The sequence below is a fragment of the Paraburkholderia sp. BL17N1 genome, assembly GCF_003634175.1.
Classification (GTDB): Bacteria; Pseudomonadota; Gammaproteobacteria; order Burkholderiales; family Burkholderiaceae; genus Paraburkholderia.
Map to the genome: position 1 here is coordinate 471,827 of NZ_RBIW01000001.1, position 17,500 is coordinate 489,326.

At 62.0% G+C, this 17,500-nt stretch carries 14 protein-coding genes; 9 read left to right on the forward strand and 5 right to left on the reverse strand.

The genetic code is table 11. The features are described from left to right. Positions 1 to 2: 2 nt before the first annotated feature. The 5 genes from B0G82_RS02105 to B0G82_RS02125 form a co-directional block, all read right to left on the reverse strand. Positions 3 to 752, reverse strand: a complete 750-nt coding sequence (locus B0G82_RS02105) for a cell filamentation protein Fic (protein ID WP_121306510.1) — start codon at positions 750 to 752, stop codon at positions 3 to 5. A gap of 119 nt (positions 753 to 871) precedes the next feature. After that, a complete protein-coding gene (gene waaA, locus B0G82_RS02110) occupies positions 872 to 2,185 on the reverse strand; it encodes a lipid IV(A) 3-deoxy-D-manno-octulosonic acid transferase (protein ID WP_121306511.1) in 1,314 nt (437 codons plus the stop codon). A gap of 67 nt (positions 2,186 to 2,252) precedes the next feature. After that, positions 2,253 to 3,137 (reverse strand): Kdo hydroxylase family protein, encoded by an 885-nt coding sequence (locus B0G82_RS02115; RefSeq protein ID WP_116142678.1) that lies wholly within the window; start codon positions 3,135 to 3,137, stop codon positions 2,253 to 2,255. A 49-nt stretch (positions 3,138 to 3,186) separates the two neighbouring features. Then, positions 3,187 to 4,188 carry a lipopolysaccharide heptosyltransferase I gene (gene waaC / locus B0G82_RS02120; protein ID WP_116142679.1) on the reverse strand — a complete coding sequence of 334 codons (1,002 nt, stop codon included), beginning with the start codon at positions 4,186 to 4,188 and terminating at the stop codon, positions 3,187 to 3,189. A gap of 212 nt (positions 4,189 to 4,400) precedes the next feature. Next, entirely contained in the window at positions 4,401 to 5,795 is a 1,395-nt protein-coding gene (locus B0G82_RS02125) for a phosphomannomutase/phosphoglucomutase (protein WP_106285874.1), read from the reverse strand. A gap of 301 nt (positions 5,796 to 6,096) precedes the next feature. Between B0G82_RS02125 and B0G82_RS02130 the strand changes: the two genes are divergently transcribed. From B0G82_RS02130 to B0G82_RS02170, 9 genes are all read left to right on the forward strand, one after another. Further along, positions 6,097 to 7,359: an oligosaccharide flippase family protein gene (locus B0G82_RS02130; RefSeq protein WP_121308587.1), complete on the forward strand. Its 1,263-nt coding sequence runs from the start codon at positions 6,097 to 6,099 to the stop codon at positions 7,357 to 7,359. Continuing rightward, on the forward strand, positions 7,356 to 8,186 hold the full coding sequence (locus tag B0G82_RS02135; protein WP_121306512.1) for a glycosyltransferase: 831 nt from the start codon (positions 7,356 to 7,358) through the stop codon (positions 8,184 to 8,186). The genes B0G82_RS02130 and B0G82_RS02135 overlap by 4 nt, the downstream gene beginning before the upstream one ends. Before the next feature lie 39 nt (positions 8,187 to 8,225). After that, entirely contained in the window at positions 8,226 to 9,374 is a 1,149-nt protein-coding gene (locus tag B0G82_RS02140; protein WP_121306513.1) for a glycosyltransferase family 4 protein, read from the forward strand. 12 nt (positions 9,375 to 9,386) lie between these two features. Continuing rightward, on the forward strand, positions 9,387 to 10,409 hold the full coding sequence (galE, locus tag B0G82_RS02145; RefSeq protein WP_121306514.1) for a UDP-glucose 4-epimerase GalE: 1,023 nt from the start codon (positions 9,387 to 9,389) through the stop codon (positions 10,407 to 10,409). 224 nt (positions 10,410 to 10,633) lie between these two features. Then, positions 10,634 to 11,851, forward strand: coding sequence for an ABC transporter substrate-binding protein (locus B0G82_RS02150; protein WP_121306515.1), 1,218 nt, complete (start codon positions 10,634 to 10,636; stop codon positions 11,849 to 11,851). Positions 11,852 to 11,947: 96 nt separating this feature from the next. Beyond that, positions 11,948 to 12,823, forward strand: a complete 876-nt coding sequence (locus B0G82_RS02155; RefSeq protein ID WP_121306516.1) for a branched-chain amino acid ABC transporter permease — start codon at positions 11,948 to 11,950, stop codon at positions 12,821 to 12,823. A gap of 8 nt (positions 12,824 to 12,831) precedes the next feature. Continuing rightward, on the forward strand, positions 12,832 to 14,772 hold the full coding sequence (locus B0G82_RS02160) for a branched-chain amino acid ABC transporter ATP-binding protein/permease (protein ID WP_121306517.1): 1,941 nt from the start codon (positions 12,832 to 12,834) through the stop codon (positions 14,770 to 14,772). Positions 14,773 to 14,801: 29 nt separating this feature from the next. Further along, positions 14,802 to 15,536, forward strand: a complete 735-nt coding sequence (locus tag B0G82_RS02165; protein ID WP_116142683.1) for an ABC transporter ATP-binding protein — start codon at positions 14,802 to 14,804, stop codon at positions 15,534 to 15,536. A 962-nt stretch (positions 15,537 to 16,498) separates the two neighbouring features. Continuing rightward, positions 16,499 to 17,362, forward strand: a complete 864-nt coding sequence (locus B0G82_RS02170; RefSeq protein WP_116148635.1) for a sugar transferase — start codon at positions 16,499 to 16,501, stop codon at positions 17,360 to 17,362. The last annotated feature ends 138 nt before the right edge of the window (positions 17,363 to 17,500 follow it).

Sequence of the window (17,500 nt, forward strand, 5' to 3'; positions counted from 1 at the left end):
CTTCACTCGCCCGGATGGCATTCCAGCAGGAATGCCATCATTTCGGTGCCGTCTTTCGAAAGGTAAAAGCGCACCATCTTTTCGTTGAAGTCGGCCGCACGCTGAGCGGGGACGCTGATCGCGTCGATACCGTTCGCCATCAGCACGCCATTCATCATGAAACGTGACGTGCGTTTGTTGCCGTCGAAGAAGAACTGCTGCAGTGCGCCGAAGAGGAAAAAAGCACAACCGCGTTCGAAGGCGTTGGAGACCTGATCAGTCAGCGCACGAGTGCCTGCGGCAAAGACGCGGTTGAGTTCCGGGGCGCCCGGCAGGGTTGGTAGCGGCGTGTGGCGGCCTGCTTCACCCAATGCGACGTCGGGGGTATATCGCGTCTCTTCGCCCTCGCCTCGAAACACACCCCACTCCAGAGCCTCGTTCCGGGCAACAAGCCGATGCAAGTCGCAAAACGTTGTCTTGTCGAGTGCAAATCGTCCGTTCTGCACGATCGCCAGCAAACGCTTCGAACTGTCCGCCAGATTCAGGACCTGCTCCTGGTCGGAAATTTTCCGGCCCCCAACCGTGACGCCGTCAAGCAAGGTTTTGACCTCAGGGAACGTAAACGGATTCCCTTCGAGCACACTCGCGTCCCACACGAATTCCGGCAACATTCGATGAAAACGGAAGCACACCCGTTTGATCGAATGAGTCGGGATGTCTTGCGGAATCGCAGCGCGGTCCCATTGAAAGCCGAGGTCGGTGAAAAGCGTCATCGCAAGTGGTGAGAGCGGTTTAAGTCACAGGGCCGTACATGAACAAGGCCGATCTTCGCAGGATATATTAATTATCGGCGCACAAAGCGATGAGCGAAAAGCCGCATCTCGCTGCTCCCTCATTCTCCCTCCGGCAACAACGCCATCAACACATCCACGGTACGCGCCGTCGCGCCGCGATGGCGCGCGGCGAATGCCGACGCGGCGCCGCCCATGGCCAGCCTTCTGGCCTTATCGCCAAACAACTCGCGCAACGCCCGTCCCAGATCCGCAGGATCCTTAACCTGCACCGCGGCGCCCGCCGCGACCGCATCCGCGGTGGCCTGCGTGAAGTTGAACACATGCGGTCCGATCAGCACCGGCACACCGACCGCGCACGCCTCGATCAGATTCTGCCCACCCAACGGCAACAAACTACCGCCGATGAACGCCAGATCCGACGCGGCATAATAAGCACCCAACTCACCCATCGAATCGCCCAGCAGCACGTTCACGCCCGCAGGCAACGGCGGCACTGCACCACTCGTTGCCGCCGACGCCACCTTGGCATCCGGCGCCCACACCGACCGTCGGGCGATCCGCAGCCCAGCCTTCTCGACCAGCCCGGCCACTTCGTTGAAACGTTGCGGATGACGCGGCACCAGAATCAGCAGTGCGTTATCAATGCCTAGCGCCGCGAACGCCTGCAGCACCAGCTCCTCTTCACCCTCGCGGGTGCTCGCCGCGACCCACACCGGACGCGCGCCGATCGCCGCGCGCCACGCATGCCCGCGCGCCGCCAGTTCCGGCGGCGTGCTCATGTCGAATTTCAGATTGCCGAGCACGGCCACGTTGCGCGCGCCGAGCGCGGTCAGCCGCTCGGCATCCGATGGACTCTGGGCCAGCACACGCGCAAAGCCGCCGAACACGTCCTTGGTCGCGCTGCCGAACTTCGCCGCGCGCTTATACGAGCGCGCCGACATCCGCGCATTAGTCAACACCAGCGGCACGTCCGCGCGACGGCACTCGTCGATCAGCGTGGGCCACACTTCGGTTTCCATCACCAGACCGAGCGAAGGCCGCCATGCCCGCAAAAACCGCTGCACGGCGTGCGGCATATCGTACGGCAGATAGCTGCGCAAGACCCGGTCGCCGAAAATCTCCTCGCCGGTGGCGCGCCCGCTGGGCGTCATGTGCGTCAACAGAATGCGCGCGTCGGGACGCGCCTTGATCAGCGCATCGATCAGCGGTTGCGCGGCGCGCGTCTCGCCCACCGACACCGCGTGCACCCAGATTAGCGGCGCATTGTCTTCGGGCAACCGGCCGCGCGAATAACCGAAGCGCTCACCGATATGCTCGCGATAGCCGCGTTCCTTGCGCGAGCGGATCAACAGGCGCAACACAGCCAGCGGCGCGATGATCCACCAGAGCGCGCGATAGATCGCCCTCAGCATCGGCACTCCGCCTGCCTGAAGCGACGAGCCAATCCATCGAGTGAAACCGGCAAATGGAACGCGGCGCTCAAACCAGCGCCCTGCCCTTCAGGCGCTCGAGAATTCCGAGTGGCGCGCATTCCGGCTGCGCCATCGCCTTGACCGGCAGGAAGAAGGTCTGCTCCAGCATGAACTGGCCGGACATCACCGCGTGCGAAGTCTGATCCGAAAAACACACCCAGACGCTGCCGGGCGGAAACGGCATGGTCTCCTGCGGGCTCGACTTCTGATAATCGAGGTCGGCCTTCATGCCGTCGTGCAGATGCAGCATCAAATGGTCGTACTCGCTGCGCGGCGATTTGGTCACGTGCAGCAGGTTCAGCAGCCATGCGGCGCCCGGCATTTGCGGCTTGATGCGCGGCAGGAAACGTTTGGCCATGTCCTCGAACGGTTCGCCGACGCGCCATACGCGCGGCGCGCCGTGCGGATTGACGTTGGTGAACACGCGCAGAATACGTTCGCCGTAGTTCGGCCGGGAAGGAAAAGCGTCCACATGCAGACGGCTATCGTCTTTGCGCCATGACGTCTCGCGCGTTTCCACCTGATGCAGCCGCAGGCTGGTCGGCGCTACGCGCAACCTGCCGTTGTATTCTGGAAAGAGTCCGTCGACCAGCGTGCGCGCATTGGTCTGATAACGCGCGATCAACGCACGCACGGCGGATTGCGTGACGGCGTCGCCGGCCACACCGTGCAGCGCGCCGCCATTCGGTTCGAGGCTGATGTTCTTGCGGTTCGGATCGGCGAGCGCGGGGTCGAGCAGCGCCTGTTCGCCGCCTTCGATCGCGAAGCGCAGATTCGGGAAATACAGCACTTTGCCGCGTTCGACGCCGGCAAGCAGCATCTCGCGCGGCACGGACAGGTTGCGCCCGTGCCAGTCGGCGTTCGCTACTTCGATGATCTGGGTTTCGTTCATGGTCGCCCTTGAAAACGGTTGGAGCGCAAGGCGGAGCGCCCCGGACGTGTCATAGCAGGCCGAAGCCCGCGAGTGCCGACTTCACCTGTTGCAGCGTGGGTGGCTGTCCGGCCGTGCCGAGATTGACGACGTTCGGCGACCAGTAGCCGCCAGTGCGCCACGCAGTGGCGAAATTGTACAACTCGACCGTCGGTCGCTTCAGCGCCGCGGCGATGTGAACCAGACCTGTGTCAACACCGACGGTGGCGGCCGCGCCTTCGATCAGGCCGACCACCGCAGGCAACGAGAGCCGGGGCGGCACGATGGCCGCGGCGCCGAACTCTTTCGCCAGACGCTCGCTGGTCGCGCGCTCCTCTTCGCTGCCCCACGGCAGCACGATCGACGCACCGCGCCGCACGAGAGACTGCCCCAACTCGATCCATGCCGTGTCGGGCCACTGCTTGTCGGCGCGCGAGGTAGCGTGCACGAACACGACGTACGGCACTGGCAAGTTCAGATTCGCCTCCGACAAAGCCAGCGCAGCGCGCCCGGTGTCGATGCCGAAGTCGATGTCGTCGGAGGGCTGCGGCGGCGGGTCGTTCAGCGCCGCGGCCACCAGTTGGCGCGTGCGCTCGACCACATGGGTGCGCGGCTCGATCGGCACGCGCTTGTCGTAGAAGAAGCGCACCGGCCATTCGAAGCCCGCGCCGTCCGTGCGGTTCGCAAGACCGACCAGCGTGCCGCGCGCCATGCTCGCAACCCACGCGGTCTTGATGAGCCCCTGGCAGTCGATCACGAGGTCGTAGTGTTCGGCGGCGAGCGCGCGGCGAAATGCGCCGATCTCGCGCCAGTTGTCGACCGACAGAATGCGCTTGCGCCAGCGCCGCAGCGACACGGGAATCGCCCGGTGTACGCCGCTCACGAGTTGCACGAGCCCGACGAAGCTTTCTTCGACGAGCCAGTCGATCTGGGCCTCGGGATGGCGGCGTCGGATATCGGCGATCACCGGCATGTTGTGAACGACGTCGCCCAGCGACGACACCCTCACGATCAGTATCTTTTGCACGCTCAAGAGTGGGAAAACCGGCTGTCCGGCCCGAAGATGCGTTGAGAGAGCCCCAAGGGGCATGAGAAAACCTGAAACACACCGCCGTTTCTCATGAGGACGGCAATTCTAGCGCGTTGCATGCGCACCGCATGAAAAAACGCGGCGCGGTAAGAGAAACCCGCGCCGCGTTCGACGGCCACCGCGGTTCGAACCGAACCGCGGTGCCGCTCATGCGTTTAGAACGGCAGCTTCGCGTCCGGCTTCTCCGCCATGATCACCCGGCGGAAGTCTTCCTGGATGCGCCTGAGCGCCGCGTCGTTATCGGCTTCGAAGCGCATCACCACGACCGGCGTGGTATTCGACGAGCGCGCGAGACCGAAACCGTCCGGATACTCGACGCGCAGGCCGTCGATCTTCACGACGTCGTCCGCGCCGGTGAATTGTGCGTTTTTCTGCAGACGCGCAATGAGTTCGAAGTTTTCGCCTTCTTCGAGCTTCAGTTGCAGTTCCGGCGTGGAGTTCGAGTTCGGCAGCGAGTTCAGCAGCTTGCTCGGGTCTTCCACCCGCGTGAGGATTTCGAGCAGACGCGCTCCCGTGTACAGGCCGTCGTCGAAACCGTACCAGCGGTCCTTGAAGAACACGTGGCCGCTCATTTCGCCGGCCAGCGGGGCGCCGGTTTCGCGCAGCTTCGCTTTGACCAGCGAGTGGCCGGTCTTCCACATGAGCGGCTCGCCGCCCTTGTCCTTCACCCACTTGGCGAGATTGCGCGTGCACTTCACGTCGTAAATGATTTGCGCGCCCTTGTTGCGCGACAGCACTTCTTCGGCGAACAGCATGAGCTGACGGTCCGGATAGATGATCTGGCCGTCTTTGGTGACCACGCCGAGGCGGTCGCCGTCGCCGTCGAACGCGAAGCCGATTTCGGCGTCCGTTTCCTTCAGCGCGCGGATCACGTCCTGCAGGTTTTCCGGGTGAGCCGGGTCCGGATGATGGTTCGGGAAGTTGCCGTCGATCTCGGTGAACAGTTCGACCAGTTCACAGCCGAGCTTCTTGAACAACTTGGGCGCAAGGCCGCCGGCCACGCCGTTGCCGGTATCGACCACGATCTTCATGGGACGCGCGAGCTTGATGTCGCTCGTGATGCGATCCAGATAGGCGTCGGCGATGTCGTACTCGGTGTACGTGCCGCTGCCTGCGGAGAAGTTCTCGTCGACAATGCGCTGATGCAGCGCGAGAATCTGCTCGCCGTAAATCGCCGCGCCGCGCAGGACCATCTTGAAGCCGTTGTAGTCCGGCGGATTATGGCTACCTGTCACGACGATGCACGAATCGACGCGGCGCTCGCCGCCGTCGAGCTGCAACGGCACGCTGGCCGCGAAGTAGCCGACCGGCGTGGGCACCATGCCCACGTTGACCACGTCGACGCCGGCTTCACGCAGGCCGTCCGACAAAGCCTGGACCAACTCGGGACCCGACAGGCGCCCGTCACGCGCAACCACGACGGCGTCGCCGCCCTGGGCCCGCACTTCGCTGCCGAACGCGCGGCCGATCGAACGCGCTGCATCGGCGTCGAGCGTCTTGCCGATTACACCGCGAATGTCATACGCCTTGAAAATAGATTTGGAGATCATGTTGGCTCACTTGCGTGCAATGGAGAAATTTGACCGGCGCACCGCCGATGAATCGGTAAAACGCAGCGATGCGCCCTTGCCGGAAGCGATCCGGTTCCAACTTATAATTGCGCCTTTCGGACCAGCCTTATAGCACCATTCTAATGCTTAGACGCCCTCCAAATGTAAAGTTGCCGCGACCGTCGGCGGGTTGGGCAAACGCGCGCACTGTGCCGCACGGGTCATGCGTGCCGCTCATGCTTGCGGTGCCGCGGGCATGGTCGGCACGCCCAGCGCAAGTGGACTGGCGAGCGGCCAGCGGATGCTGACGCTCAAGCGCTTCGCCAATCCGGACGTCACGCGCGCCTTCACGAATATCGTCTGGCTCGGGCTGGAGCGGCTCACGCAGATCGGCGTGGCGATCGTGATCAGCGGCATGCTGGCGCGCTACTTCGGGCCGGACACGTTCGGCAAATGGCAATACGCGAACACGCTGCTGCTGGTGCTCTCGCCCATTACCTGGGTGTGCGGCGCGGAGATTCTGGTGCCTACCATCGTCAACCGCCCGCCGGCGCAACTCGGCACGGTGCTCGGCAGCGCTTTCGCGCTGCGCATTTCCGTGTCGGTGGCCGCTTTGCTGCTGACCTGGCTCGGCATCGCCTTGCATTTCTTCGAGCCGCTGGTCGGCGCCATGCTCGCCGGCCTTGCCGTCACCATGCTGTTTCGCGAACCGTTCGTCGGCGTGGTGAACGCGTGGCTGCAGAGCATGACCTATAGCAAGCCGCAATTGCTCACCAGCATGAGCACCGCGGTGCTAAAGGCCGCGCTGGTCTATCTGCTGGTGCGCGCTGCAGCCGCGCCCGCGCGCTTCGGCTGGCTGTGGGCGCTCGAATCGGCCGCCATCGGCGCGGCCCTGCTGGTCTATTACGTGCGCCGGCACGGCGGCAAGCTCGGCTGGCATCTCGACCGTTCGCTCTTCAGGCACTTCGCGAGTGCCGGCACGGTGTTCTGGCTCGGCCTGATCGGTATGTACCTGTTCCTGAAACTGGACCGGCTGATGCTCGAACGGACGATTTCCTTCGCCGACCTCGGACGCTATTCCGCCGCCCAGCAGTTGAACGAAAACTGGATCACACTCGCGCTGATGCTCGCGCAGACCATTGCGCCCGCCTTCGTCTACCGCGTGCAGGATGCCGCCCAATTGCGCCGCAATATGTGGCGGCTCACGGCCATGACCGCCGTGCTGATGGTGAGTGGCGCGATCGTACTGGATCTGCTGGCTGGGCTGATCATCCGCCGCGTGTTCGGGCCGCAGTTCGAAGGCGCGATCGATATCTTCCGCTGGGCCGTGTGGCTGTCGGTACCCGCCGGCATCGAGGCGATCGGCAATCTCATTGTGTTGAAATATCAGGCCAAGTTCGTCCTGCTCGCCAAGTGGCTGCTGGCGCTGGCCGTTGCGTTCGTGGTCAATCTGCTGGCGATTCCGCGCTTTGGCGCCTATGGCGCGCTCATGGGCCTCGCCGCCGGATACCTGGCTGCCGCCTCGGTTAATCTTTATTACATTCGTTTCAAATTGCGCCCATGACGAACTCACCCGCCAACGCGCAAATGACCCTCGACGATGTCGCGGTGCTGATTCCCGCCTATAACGGCCAGGCCGATGTCGACCTCACGCTGGCGTCGTTCAGTGAAAGCGCGCCGGTGCACGTGCTGATCGTCGACGACGGCAGCACGCCGCCGATCGTCGCGCCGGCCATCGCCAATATGACGATCGAAGTGTTGCGCATGGCGCAGAACGGCGGGATCGAACGGGCGTTGCAAACCGGCATCGACGCGCTTGCGCAACGCGGCTTTCGCTACGCGGCGCGCATTGACGCGGGCGACCGCAGCGTGCCGCAGCGGCTCGCCAAACAACGCAGGTTCATGGAATCGCATCCGCGCGTGGCAGGGCTCGGCATGTGGACGCAAGTCGTCACGCGCGAAGGCAAGCCGCTCTTCATGCTGACGCCGCCCGCCGAACCGAACGCGATCCGCCGCCTGCGCTTCTTCCGCTCATGCCTTGCGCATCCTTCGATGATGCTGCGCCTCGACGCCGTGCGCGCGGTCGGCAACTACCGCGCCGAGTACCGTTCCGCCGAAGATCTCGATCTGTTCGTACGTCTGATGGAGCGCTACGACTGCGCGAACCTGCCGGAACTCGGGCTCTACTACGAACTGAACGAAGGCGGCATCAGCGCGACCCGGCGGCGCCGCCAGGTGAGTTCGACGCTGCGCCTGCAATTGCGCTACTTCAACGCCGCCAATCTGTACGACTGGCTGGGCCTCGCCAAAAATCTGCTGCATCTGGTGACGCCCTACAGCGCACTGCAGCGGATCAAGCGCAGCCTGCTCACGCCGCGCGCGAGCCATTAAATCATTCACCATCCCATTCACCGCCGAGCTCGTTCCCGCATGAAGCCTGCCTTGAAGTCGACGCCCGCGTTGCGCATTACACTCGTCTGTAACACCGCCTGGGCAATCTATACCTATCGGCAAGGGCTGATCCGTATGCTGGTCGGACGCGGCGTCGACGTGACGATCGTCGCGCCGCGCGACCGCACGTTCGAACTGCTCACCGCCATGGGCTGCCGCTGCATCGACTTGCCGGTCGCCTCGAAAAGCACCAGTCCACGCGACGACCTGCGCACGCTGTACGCGCTCTACCGGCACTACCGGTCGATCCGTCCGCACGTGGTGTTCCACTACACGATCAAGCCGAATATCTACGGTTCGATCGCCGCGAAGCTGGCGGGCGTGCAGTCGGTTGCAGTCACAACGGGACTGGGCTACGTGTTCATCCAGCATAGCCGCGCCGCTCAGGTGGCCAAAAAGCTGTATCGTTTTGCGTTCCGTTTCCCGCGCGAAATATGGTTTTTGAATCGCGACGATCAAGCGGCGTTTGTCGAACAGAATTTGTTGGTGCATCCTGAGCGTGCGCGGCTGTTGCATGGCGAAGGCGTCGACCTCGTGCAGTTCGCCTTCACGCCGCTGCCCGAGCGCACCGATTACCGCTTCGTGCTGATCGGGCGGCTGCTGTGGGACAAGGGCGTAGGCGAATATGTCGAAGCCGCGCGGCGCTTGCATGAACGTTACCCGCACGCGCGGTTCCAGTTGCTCGGCCCGGTCGGCGTCGACAATCCCAGCGCGATCACGCGCGAGGAAGTGGCGGCGTGGGAGCGGGAAGGCATCATCGAGTATCTCGGCGAGGCGCACGACGTGCGGCCTTTGATCGCCGAGGCGGATTGCGTGGTCCTGCCGTCGTATCGCGAAGGCGTGCCGCGCACGCTAATGGAAGCCTCGGCGATAGGCCGGCCGATCGTCGCCACCGACGTGCCCGGCTGCCGCGAGGTGGTGGCGGACGGCGTCAACGGATTGCTGTGCGAAGTGCGCAATGCAGAAAGCCTTGCGGCCGCGCTGGCACGCATGCTCGACATGAGCAGCGCGGAGCGGCGGGCCATGGCGGAACGCGGCCGGAAGAAAGTCGCGGAAGAATTCGACGAACGGGTGGTCGTCGAAACGTATAAGGACCTGGTGCAGAAAATGACGGGCGTTTTACTTTAACGGAGCAACAGCATGACCACGAAGGGCACGATTCTGGTAACGGGCGGCGCGGGTTTTATCGGCTCGCACACCTGTGTCGAACTGTTGAATGGCGGTTACGACGTCGTGGTAATCGACAATCTCGTGAACAGCAACCGCGAATCGCTGCGGCGCGTGGAAAAAATCGCCGGCAAGCCGGTGACCTTCTACGAAGCCGATGCACGCGACGAAGCGGCGCTCAACCGTATTTTCGACGCGCATCCGATCACGGGCGCAATTCACTTTGCCGCGCTGAAGGCCGTGGGCGAGTCCGTGGCCAAGCCAATCGAGTACTACAGCAATAACGTCGGCAGCCTGCTGACCTTGCTCGGCGTGATGCGTGACCGTAACGTCAAGCAGTTCGTTTTCAGTTCGTCGGCGACGGTGTACGGCGTGCCGAAGAGCTCGCCGATCGTCGAGTCGTTCCCGCTGTCGGCGACCAATCCCTACGGCCAGTCGAAGCTGATCGCCGAGCAGGTGCTGCGCGACCTGGAACTGGCCGATCCATCGTGGCGCATTGCCACGCTGCGTTACTTCAATCCGGTCGGCGCGCACGAGAGCGGTCTGATCGGCGAAGATCCCGCCGGCATTCCGAACAACCTGATGCCGTATGTCGCGCAGGTGGCGGTCGGCAAGCTCGAGAAGCTGCGCGTGTTCGGCGGCGACTACGAGACGCCTGACGGCACCGGCGTGCGCGACTATATCCACGTCGTCGATCTGGCGCGCGGACATCTGGCCGCGCTCGATGCGCTAGTCAAGCGCGATGCGAGTTTCGTCGTGAACCTCGGCACAGGCCAGGGCTATAGCGTGATCGACGTGGTCAAGGCGTTCGAGAAGGCCACCGGCCGGCCGGTGCCATATGAAATCGTGGCGCGCCGCCCCGGCGACGTCGCCTCGTGTTTCGCCGATCCGGCGGCGGCTGAGAAGATCATTGGCTGGCGCGCGCAGTTCGGCATCGAGCGCATGTGCGCGGATCACTGGCGCTGGCAATCGACGAATCCGCAAGGGTTCGCGTGAGCTGACTGAAAGTCGACGGCGGCGCGAAGGAGCCGCCAGGCAGGGGTTCCGCCGCCGTCGACTGCGGGATTGCACCACACGGGTAATTCCGCATATTACTAATACTTTACGATTTCTATACTGACTTACCGATTGACGGTCAGGCTTCCTAAGAACGTGTGAATCGGCGCGCATGAGCCCGCATCGCGGCTTCATGCAAGAAAAGATATGCTACGGAGACAGCTATGGGAATTCGCTTGAAAAGCGTTGTGGGTGCGCTCGCCCTTTGTGCCCTCGCCAATGTCAGCTACGCGGCGGATCCGATCAAGATCGGCGTCGACGGACCGTTCACCGGTGGCTCATCTTCGATGGGCGTCAGCATGCGCGATGGCGTGCGCCTCGCGACCGCCGAGATCAATAAAGCCGGCGGCGTGCTGGGCCGCCAGATCGTGCTGGTGGAACGCGACGACGAAGCGAAAAACGAACGCGGCGTGCAGATCGCGCAAGAGCTGATCAACAAGGAAAAGGTCGTCGCGGTGGTCGGCTACATCAACACTGGCGTCGCACTCGCTTCGCAACGCTTCTTCCAGGAAGCGAAGATTCCCGTATTTAACAACGTGGCCACAGGCAGCATCGTGACGAAGCAGTTCACCGATCAGCCGGATAACTACGTGTTCCGCAATGCCGCCGCGGATCGCATCCAGGCGCCGATGATAGTCGAAGAAGCCGTGACCAAACGTGGCTTCAAGAAGGTTGCGATTCTCGCCGACTCGACCAACTACGGTCAGCTCGGCCGCGAAGACCTCGAGAAAGCGCTCGCAACCAAAGGTGTGAAACCCGTCGCCGTCGAGAAATTCAATATCAAGGACGTCGACATGACCGCGCAGTTGCTCAAGGCCAAAGAGGCCGGCGCGGAAGCGGTGCTGACGTATGGGATCGGACCGGAACTCGCGCAGATCGCCAACGGCATGGCCAAGCTCGGCTGGAAAGTACCGCTGATCGGCAGTTGGACCCTGTCGATGGCGAACTATATCGACAACGCCAGCACCAACGGCGAAGGCGCGCGCATGCCGCAGACCTTCATTCAGGAAGCCAACACGCCCAAACGCAAAGCCTTTATCGACGCGTACCTGAAGGAATTCAAGCCGAAGAACAACCGCATCGACTCGCCGGTGTCCGCCGCGCAAGGTTACGACTCGGTCTATCTGCTGGCCGCCGCGATCACCCAGGCCGGCTCGACCGACGGCCCGAAAGTGCGCGCCGCGCTCGAAAACCTCAACACCAAGGTGGAAGGCGTCGTGATGGTCTACGACAAACCTTTCACGCACGACGACCACGAAGCCATCAGCCCGAACGTGCCGGTGGTCGGCGAGGTCAAGGGCGGCCGCGTGGTCTACGCGTACGAAACCGACAAGAAAGGCGGCAGCCAGTTGCGCAGCAAGCAGGCGAGCTCGGCGAACTGAGCGTGAAGTAAGCGCGGCAGCATGCTACGAAGCCGTACCCGCCTCGCGGCGGGCGCGGCTTTGCTTCATATCCGGTGAACTCCAAGGCGGTCGACGATGGCCATTCTTCTGCAGCTCATCTATAGCGGCATTGCGCTCGGCATGATCTACGCCGTGATCGCATTCGGCTATCAGCTCACGTTCGCCACGTCGGGCACGCTCAACTTCGGTCAGGGCGATGCGCTGATGCTCGGCGCGCTGGTCGGCCTCACGCTCGTCACGCTCGGCGTCAACTACTGGCTGATGATTCCGCTCGTCTGCGCATTCGGTCTGCTGCAAGGCGCGTTTGTCGAACGGATCGGCGTGCGGCCCGCGATCAGGATCAAATCCGAATTCGGCTGGATCATGTCGACGATCGCGCTCGGCATCATCTTCAAGAACGTCGCGGAGAACCTCTGGGGCCGCGACGATCTGCGCTTCCCCTCCCCGCTTCCGGAAGCTCCGCTAAAAGTATTCGGCGCCAATGTGCTGCCGATGGAATTGCTGGTGGTCGGCGGCGCATTGGTGATGATGCTGGCGGTCGAGTTCTTCAATCGCAAGACGATCTTCGGCAAGGCCGTGGTCGCCACCGCGAACGACCGCGACGCCGCGGCGTTGATGGGCATCAATACCGGTCTCGTCATCACGTTTTCTTACGCATTGTCGTCTCTGACCGCGGCTTTCGCCGGCGTGCTGATCGCGCCGCTCACGCTCACCGGCGCCACGATGGGCGCCGTGCTCGGACTCAAGGCGTTCGCGGTGGCGATCATCGGCGGGCTGTCGAGCGGGCTGGGCATCGTGGTGGGCGGCGTGATTCTCGGCATCGCCGAGACCACGACCGGCTTCTACATTTCCACCGGCTATAAGGACGTGCCCGGGCTCGTACTGCTGCTGATCGTGCTCGCATTGAAACCTGCCGGCCTGTTCGGCAAGACGTCGATCAAGAAAGTGTGAGGGCCGCCGTGAATCCGAAGAAGCTCGTTGCGTCCGCACTGGCGCTGATCGCGCTCGCGGTGTTTCCCGTGTTGTCGGGCAACCCGTACTACATCCACCTGCTCGAAACGATCATGATCTACGCGATCCTGCTTTTCGGTCTCGACATCGTGGTCGGTTATACCGGGCAGGTGTCGCTCGGGCACGCCGGGCTGTTCGGCGTCGGCGCTTATACGGCCGGCGTGTTGTTCTTCAAGCTCGGCATGCCGTTCGTCGTCACGGCGCCGCTGGCGATTCTCATCACCGCCGCCTTCGGCGCGATTCTCGCGCTGCCTGCGTTGCGCGTGTCCGGTCCTTACCTCGCGATGGTGACGCTGGCGTTCGGCACGATCCTGCAGATTCTCATCAACGAGATGGATTTTCTGACCAACGGACCGATGGGCGTGAAGATCCCGAAACCTTCGATCGCCGGCCGGCCGATGAACGAAGTCGAGTACTACTGGCTCGTCGCGGCGCTGCTGGTCGCCTCGCTGATCGTCGTGCACCGCGTGCTCCGATCGCATCTGGGCCGCGCATTCGAGGCGCTGCGCGACAGTCCGATCGCATCGGACTGCATGGGTGTCTCGGTGTACCGCTACAAGGTCTATGCGTTCGTGATCAGCGCCGGGTTTGCCGGCCTGGCCGGCTGCCTCTATTCGTATTCGGAGCAGTACATCTCGCCGAATACCTATAACTTCGAACTCACCATCCTGTTCCTGCTCGCGATCATCATGGGCGGCCGCAAGACCCGCACTGGCGCATTGCTCGGCTCGGCGATCATCGTGCTGCTGCCCAAACTGCTCGACGATATCGACATGTTCCGCACCGTCGCCTCGGTGCTGGCAGCGGTCGTCGTGATCGGCGCGGGCGTCGCGCTGGCGCGCAAGGTGTCCACGCCGCGCAAGGTCGCGATTCCGGTTTTGGGCACGGCAGGTCTCGCCGCGTTTTCCTACCGGATCGACACGCTCGCCGACTGGCGTTTGACGATCTTCGGGCTGATGATTCTGCTGGTGGTGTATTACCTGCAGGACGGCGTGGTCGGCTTTGTGCGCAAGATCGTGATGCATGGGCGGGTCCGCACGGTTACCGTCGACGCCACGCAACCGGCCACGATCGGTGGCGATGCGGTTCAGGCGGTGCACGCGGGCGGCACGGAAGACATCCTGCAGTTGCGCGGCATCCTGATGCAGTTCAGCGGACTGAAGGCGCTCAACGACGTCGATCTGACCGTGCAGCGCGGCACGATTCACGGACTGATCGGCCCGAACGGATCCGGAAAAAGCACGATGATGAATGTGCTCACCGGCATCTATGTGCCGACCGCGGGCACGCTCGAGTATCGGGGCGCGTCGCTCGCGGGCAAGACCTCCGCACAGATCGCGCTGTCTGGAATCGCGCGCACTTTCCAGAACGTGCAGCTGTTCGGCGAGATGACCGCGCTCGAGAATGTACTGGTCGGCCTGCATCACACATTCAACGCGAATCTCGCGGATGTCGGTCTGATGTCGTCGCGCTATCGGCGCGAGGAACGCGCCGCGCGTGAGCGCGCGTTCGGCATGCTGCGGTTCGTCGGCCTCGACAATGTCGCCGCCGAGGAAGCACGCAACCTGCCGTACGGCAAACAGCGTCTGCTCGAAATCGCGCGGGCACTCGCGCTCGATCCGCAATTGCTGTTGCTCGACGAACCCGCCGCGGGGCTCACCGCACCGGATATCAAGGAACTGGTCGCGATCATTCGCAAAGTGCGCGATCACGGCATTACCGTCGTGCTCATCGAGCATCACATGGACGTGGTGATGAGCGTGTGCGACCGCGTTTCGGTGCTGGACTTCGGGCAGAAGATCGCTGAGGGCAAGCCTGCCGATATTCAGTCTAACGAAAAAGTCATCGAAGCCTATCTCGGCGGCCAGCCTGCCGGTCAAGCGGCGTGAAGCGAGCCAGCGCGCTTACAGGAACAGACATGTTATCGATCAGAAATCTGCATGCGGGCTACGGCAAAGTGAAAGTGCTGCACGGCATTTCAATCGATGTGCCGAAGGCGTCTGTGGTCACGCTGATCGGCTCCAACGGCGCGGGCAAAACAACGACCATGCGCGCGATCTCCGGCATGATCCGGCCGAGTGCCGGTGAGATTACGATGGGCGTCGGCACCGACGCAAAGCGCATTGACGCGCTGGACTCACATCGCATCGCGCGGCTCGGGCTCGCGCATTCGCCGGAAGGCCGGCGCGTGTTCGCGACCATGAGCGTGACCGACAACCTGATACTCGGCGCGTTCCCGCGCCTGACTTCGGCGCGGCCGCGCGGAGATGTAAAGGCCGATCTGGAGCGCGCTATCGAGATGTTTCCGCGGCTCAAGGAACGACGCCATCAACTGGCCGGCACGCTCTCCGGCGGCGAGCAACAGATGCTGGCGATGGCGCGCGCAATCATGATGAATCCGGAGCTGGTCTTGCTCGATGAACCGTCGATGGGACTCGCGCCCATTCTGGTCGAAGAGGTGTTTCGAATCATCGGTAATCTGAAGAGTCAGGGCGTCACCATGTTGCTGGTCGAACAGTTCGCCGCCGCGGCACTCAATGTGGCCGATTATGGCTATGTACTGGAGAACGGCAGAATTGCGGCGCATGGGCCCGCGGCGGAGTTGCGCAACGATCCCTCGGTGAAGGCGGCGTACCTGGGGGCCACTCACTGAGGTACATCGGCTAGTGCGTGGCACGAACCGTGCAGGTTGCGCGCGCAACCTTATCTTTAAACTCGACACGCCAGATGAAAGATTTAGCATATTCCGTGCGAGATCGAACACTCTTCTGGCGGCCTAGCCAGCACACTTAAGCCAACGGAATTCTCGCCATAGGCGTGGCTGGAATCCGGAACACGAACGCGCAATACGTTGCGACGGCCATCCACACTCATCTCGTCGGAGCCCGGCATCTGCGCGGCGAGCCGCTTTCATCATACACATGGACGCGGCGATTGACGCATGCCCTAACTGAGCTTTGTGTGCTGTACCGAACGGAGTAGCGACATTCGTACAGATACTCTACGTCTACACATGCTCGACCAAACACGGAGCGGGCGCGTATTTATTGAATTGATCGCCATCGTGGGTCAATGCGGGAATGGCCAGACGCGGCCTGCCAAGAGAAACCGGTTTACCTATCGCATCCGGCTTCGATCGTGACAAATGGAATTTTGATAACGATCAACATTTTCGTAGTGCCAACGGTGGCCGTCAAATGTATCGCGACACTCATTGGCATATCTTTCTGAGTCGGCCAAGACATCGGCATTTTACGACTTGTCCGCAAACGGACGCCGAATTGCCAAGCTATGCTTTCTACTGAAATAATTAGGATTTATGTTGCCGGGGAATGCGATGCTTCGCATGCTTCTAGCGTGCTCCCCTGCTTCGTAGGAGAAGTTTCTTATTAATTTTTCTTGAGCTTTTCTTCTCAATATCTTAAGTAGTTTTTATAGCAATAAAATATTGCTATACCCATAATTTCCCATCTTGCGTTGTCCGCCGCAATTGTCCGATGGCCCGTTTTTGTCTGCTGCTGCAAACGCTTTGCCTCAACGGTTGAAATAACCGGCACGACTTGCAATGCCGAAACACTGATGTACTCGTCAACGAACTTCGCACCGGGGGCAGCAATGGCTTTAGTCGGCAAGGTATCGGAATCAGTGTCAAAGGGCGTCAATCCTTTCGATGCCCGCTACGAAAGTCGTGCACACGCCGATCATCCTGAATTGGGCGGCCGCGGCTTTTCAGCTTCACATGTGGATAGCACCTCGGAATTGAACCGCGCCGACGAGTCCTTTTCTGCGGACGTGTCCGCGGATGCCGCCGCAGGCCCCGTGGCTCGCCGTACGTTGTCGGCGGCTAATGACTCTGACATCCCGTCGAGAAAAGGTGACTTCACGAAACGCACTTTCGACATTCTCGGCGCATCCGCCTTGCTCCTTGTGCTACTGCCGATTTTTCTCGTCATAGCTTGCGTCGTGCTGAGCGACGGCGGGTCGGCTTTCTTTGGCCATCCGCGCGTTGGAAGAGGCGGACGATCGTTTCGCTGTCTGAAATTCCGCTCCATGGTGCCGAGGGCCGACGTCGTTCTTGCCGAGCTCCTTGCCACCGACGCCAATGCGCGCGAGGAATGGAATCGCGATTTCAAACTGAAGAACGATGTACGCATCACTACCGTCGGCCGGTTTCTGCGCAAGACAAGCCTGGATGAACTGCCACAACTTTGGAATGTTCTTCGGGGCGACATGAGTCTCGTCGGTCCTCGCCCCATCATCACCAAGGAACTGGAACGCTATGGTTCCGACGCCCACTATTACCTGTCGGTCAGGCCCGGCGTGACAGGATTGTGGCAAGTCAGCGGACGAAATAACGTTGACTACGCAACGAGAGTCGCACTGGACGTCTCGTACGTGAAGGAACGATCGACCCTGCTCGACATCAGCATTCTGCTGAGAACATTCAAAGTGGTCTTCGACGGAAGCGGGGCATATTGAACATCGTGTACGCCCGGCACAGCAAAGTAATCCGTATGGAGTGCCCATGCAAATTGTTCACGTCGTCGAATCGGCTTCTACAGGCACGCTCTCCGTGGCGTGCATGATCTCGAATCGTCTCGCCAGTGAAAGTCACGA

Coding starts and splice junctions, on each gene's coding strand:
- B0G82_RS02155 (WP_121306516.1), top strand. CDS start 11,948: ATGGCCATTCTTCTGCAGCTCATCTATAGCGGCATTGCGCTCGGCATG.
- galE (WP_121306514.1), top strand. CDS start 9,387: ATGACCACGAAGGGCACGATTCTGGTAACGGGCGGCGCGGGTTTTATC.
- B0G82_RS02125 (WP_106285874.1), bottom strand. CDS start 5,795: ATGATCTCCAAATCTATTTTCAAGGCGTATGACATTCGCGGTGTAATC.
- B0G82_RS02135 (WP_121306512.1), top strand. CDS start 7,356: ATGACGAACTCACCCGCCAACGCGCAAATGACCCTCGACGATGTCGCG.
- B0G82_RS02105 (WP_121306510.1), bottom strand. CDS start 752: ATGACGCTTTTCACCGACCTCGGCTTTCAATGGGACCGCGCTGCGATT.
- B0G82_RS02130 (WP_121308587.1), top strand. CDS start 6,097: ATGCTGACGCTCAAGCGCTTCGCCAATCCGGACGTCACGCGCGCCTTC.
- B0G82_RS02165 (WP_116142683.1), top strand. CDS start 14,802: ATGTTATCGATCAGAAATCTGCATGCGGGCTACGGCAAAGTGAAAGTG.
- B0G82_RS02150 (WP_121306515.1), top strand. CDS start 10,634: ATGGGAATTCGCTTGAAAAGCGTTGTGGGTGCGCTCGCCCTTTGTGCC.
- waaA (WP_121306511.1), bottom strand. CDS start 2,185: ATGCTGAGGGCGATCTATCGCGCGCTCTGGTGGATCATCGCGCCGCTG.
- B0G82_RS02170 (WP_116148635.1), top strand. CDS start 16,499: ATGGCTTTAGTCGGCAAGGTATCGGAATCAGTGTCAAAGGGCGTCAAT.
- B0G82_RS02115 (WP_116142678.1), bottom strand. CDS start 3,137: ATGAACGAAACCCAGATCATCGAAGTAGCGAACGCCGACTGGCACGGG.
- B0G82_RS02140 (WP_121306513.1), top strand. CDS start 8,226: ATGAAGCCTGCCTTGAAGTCGACGCCCGCGTTGCGCATTACACTCGTC.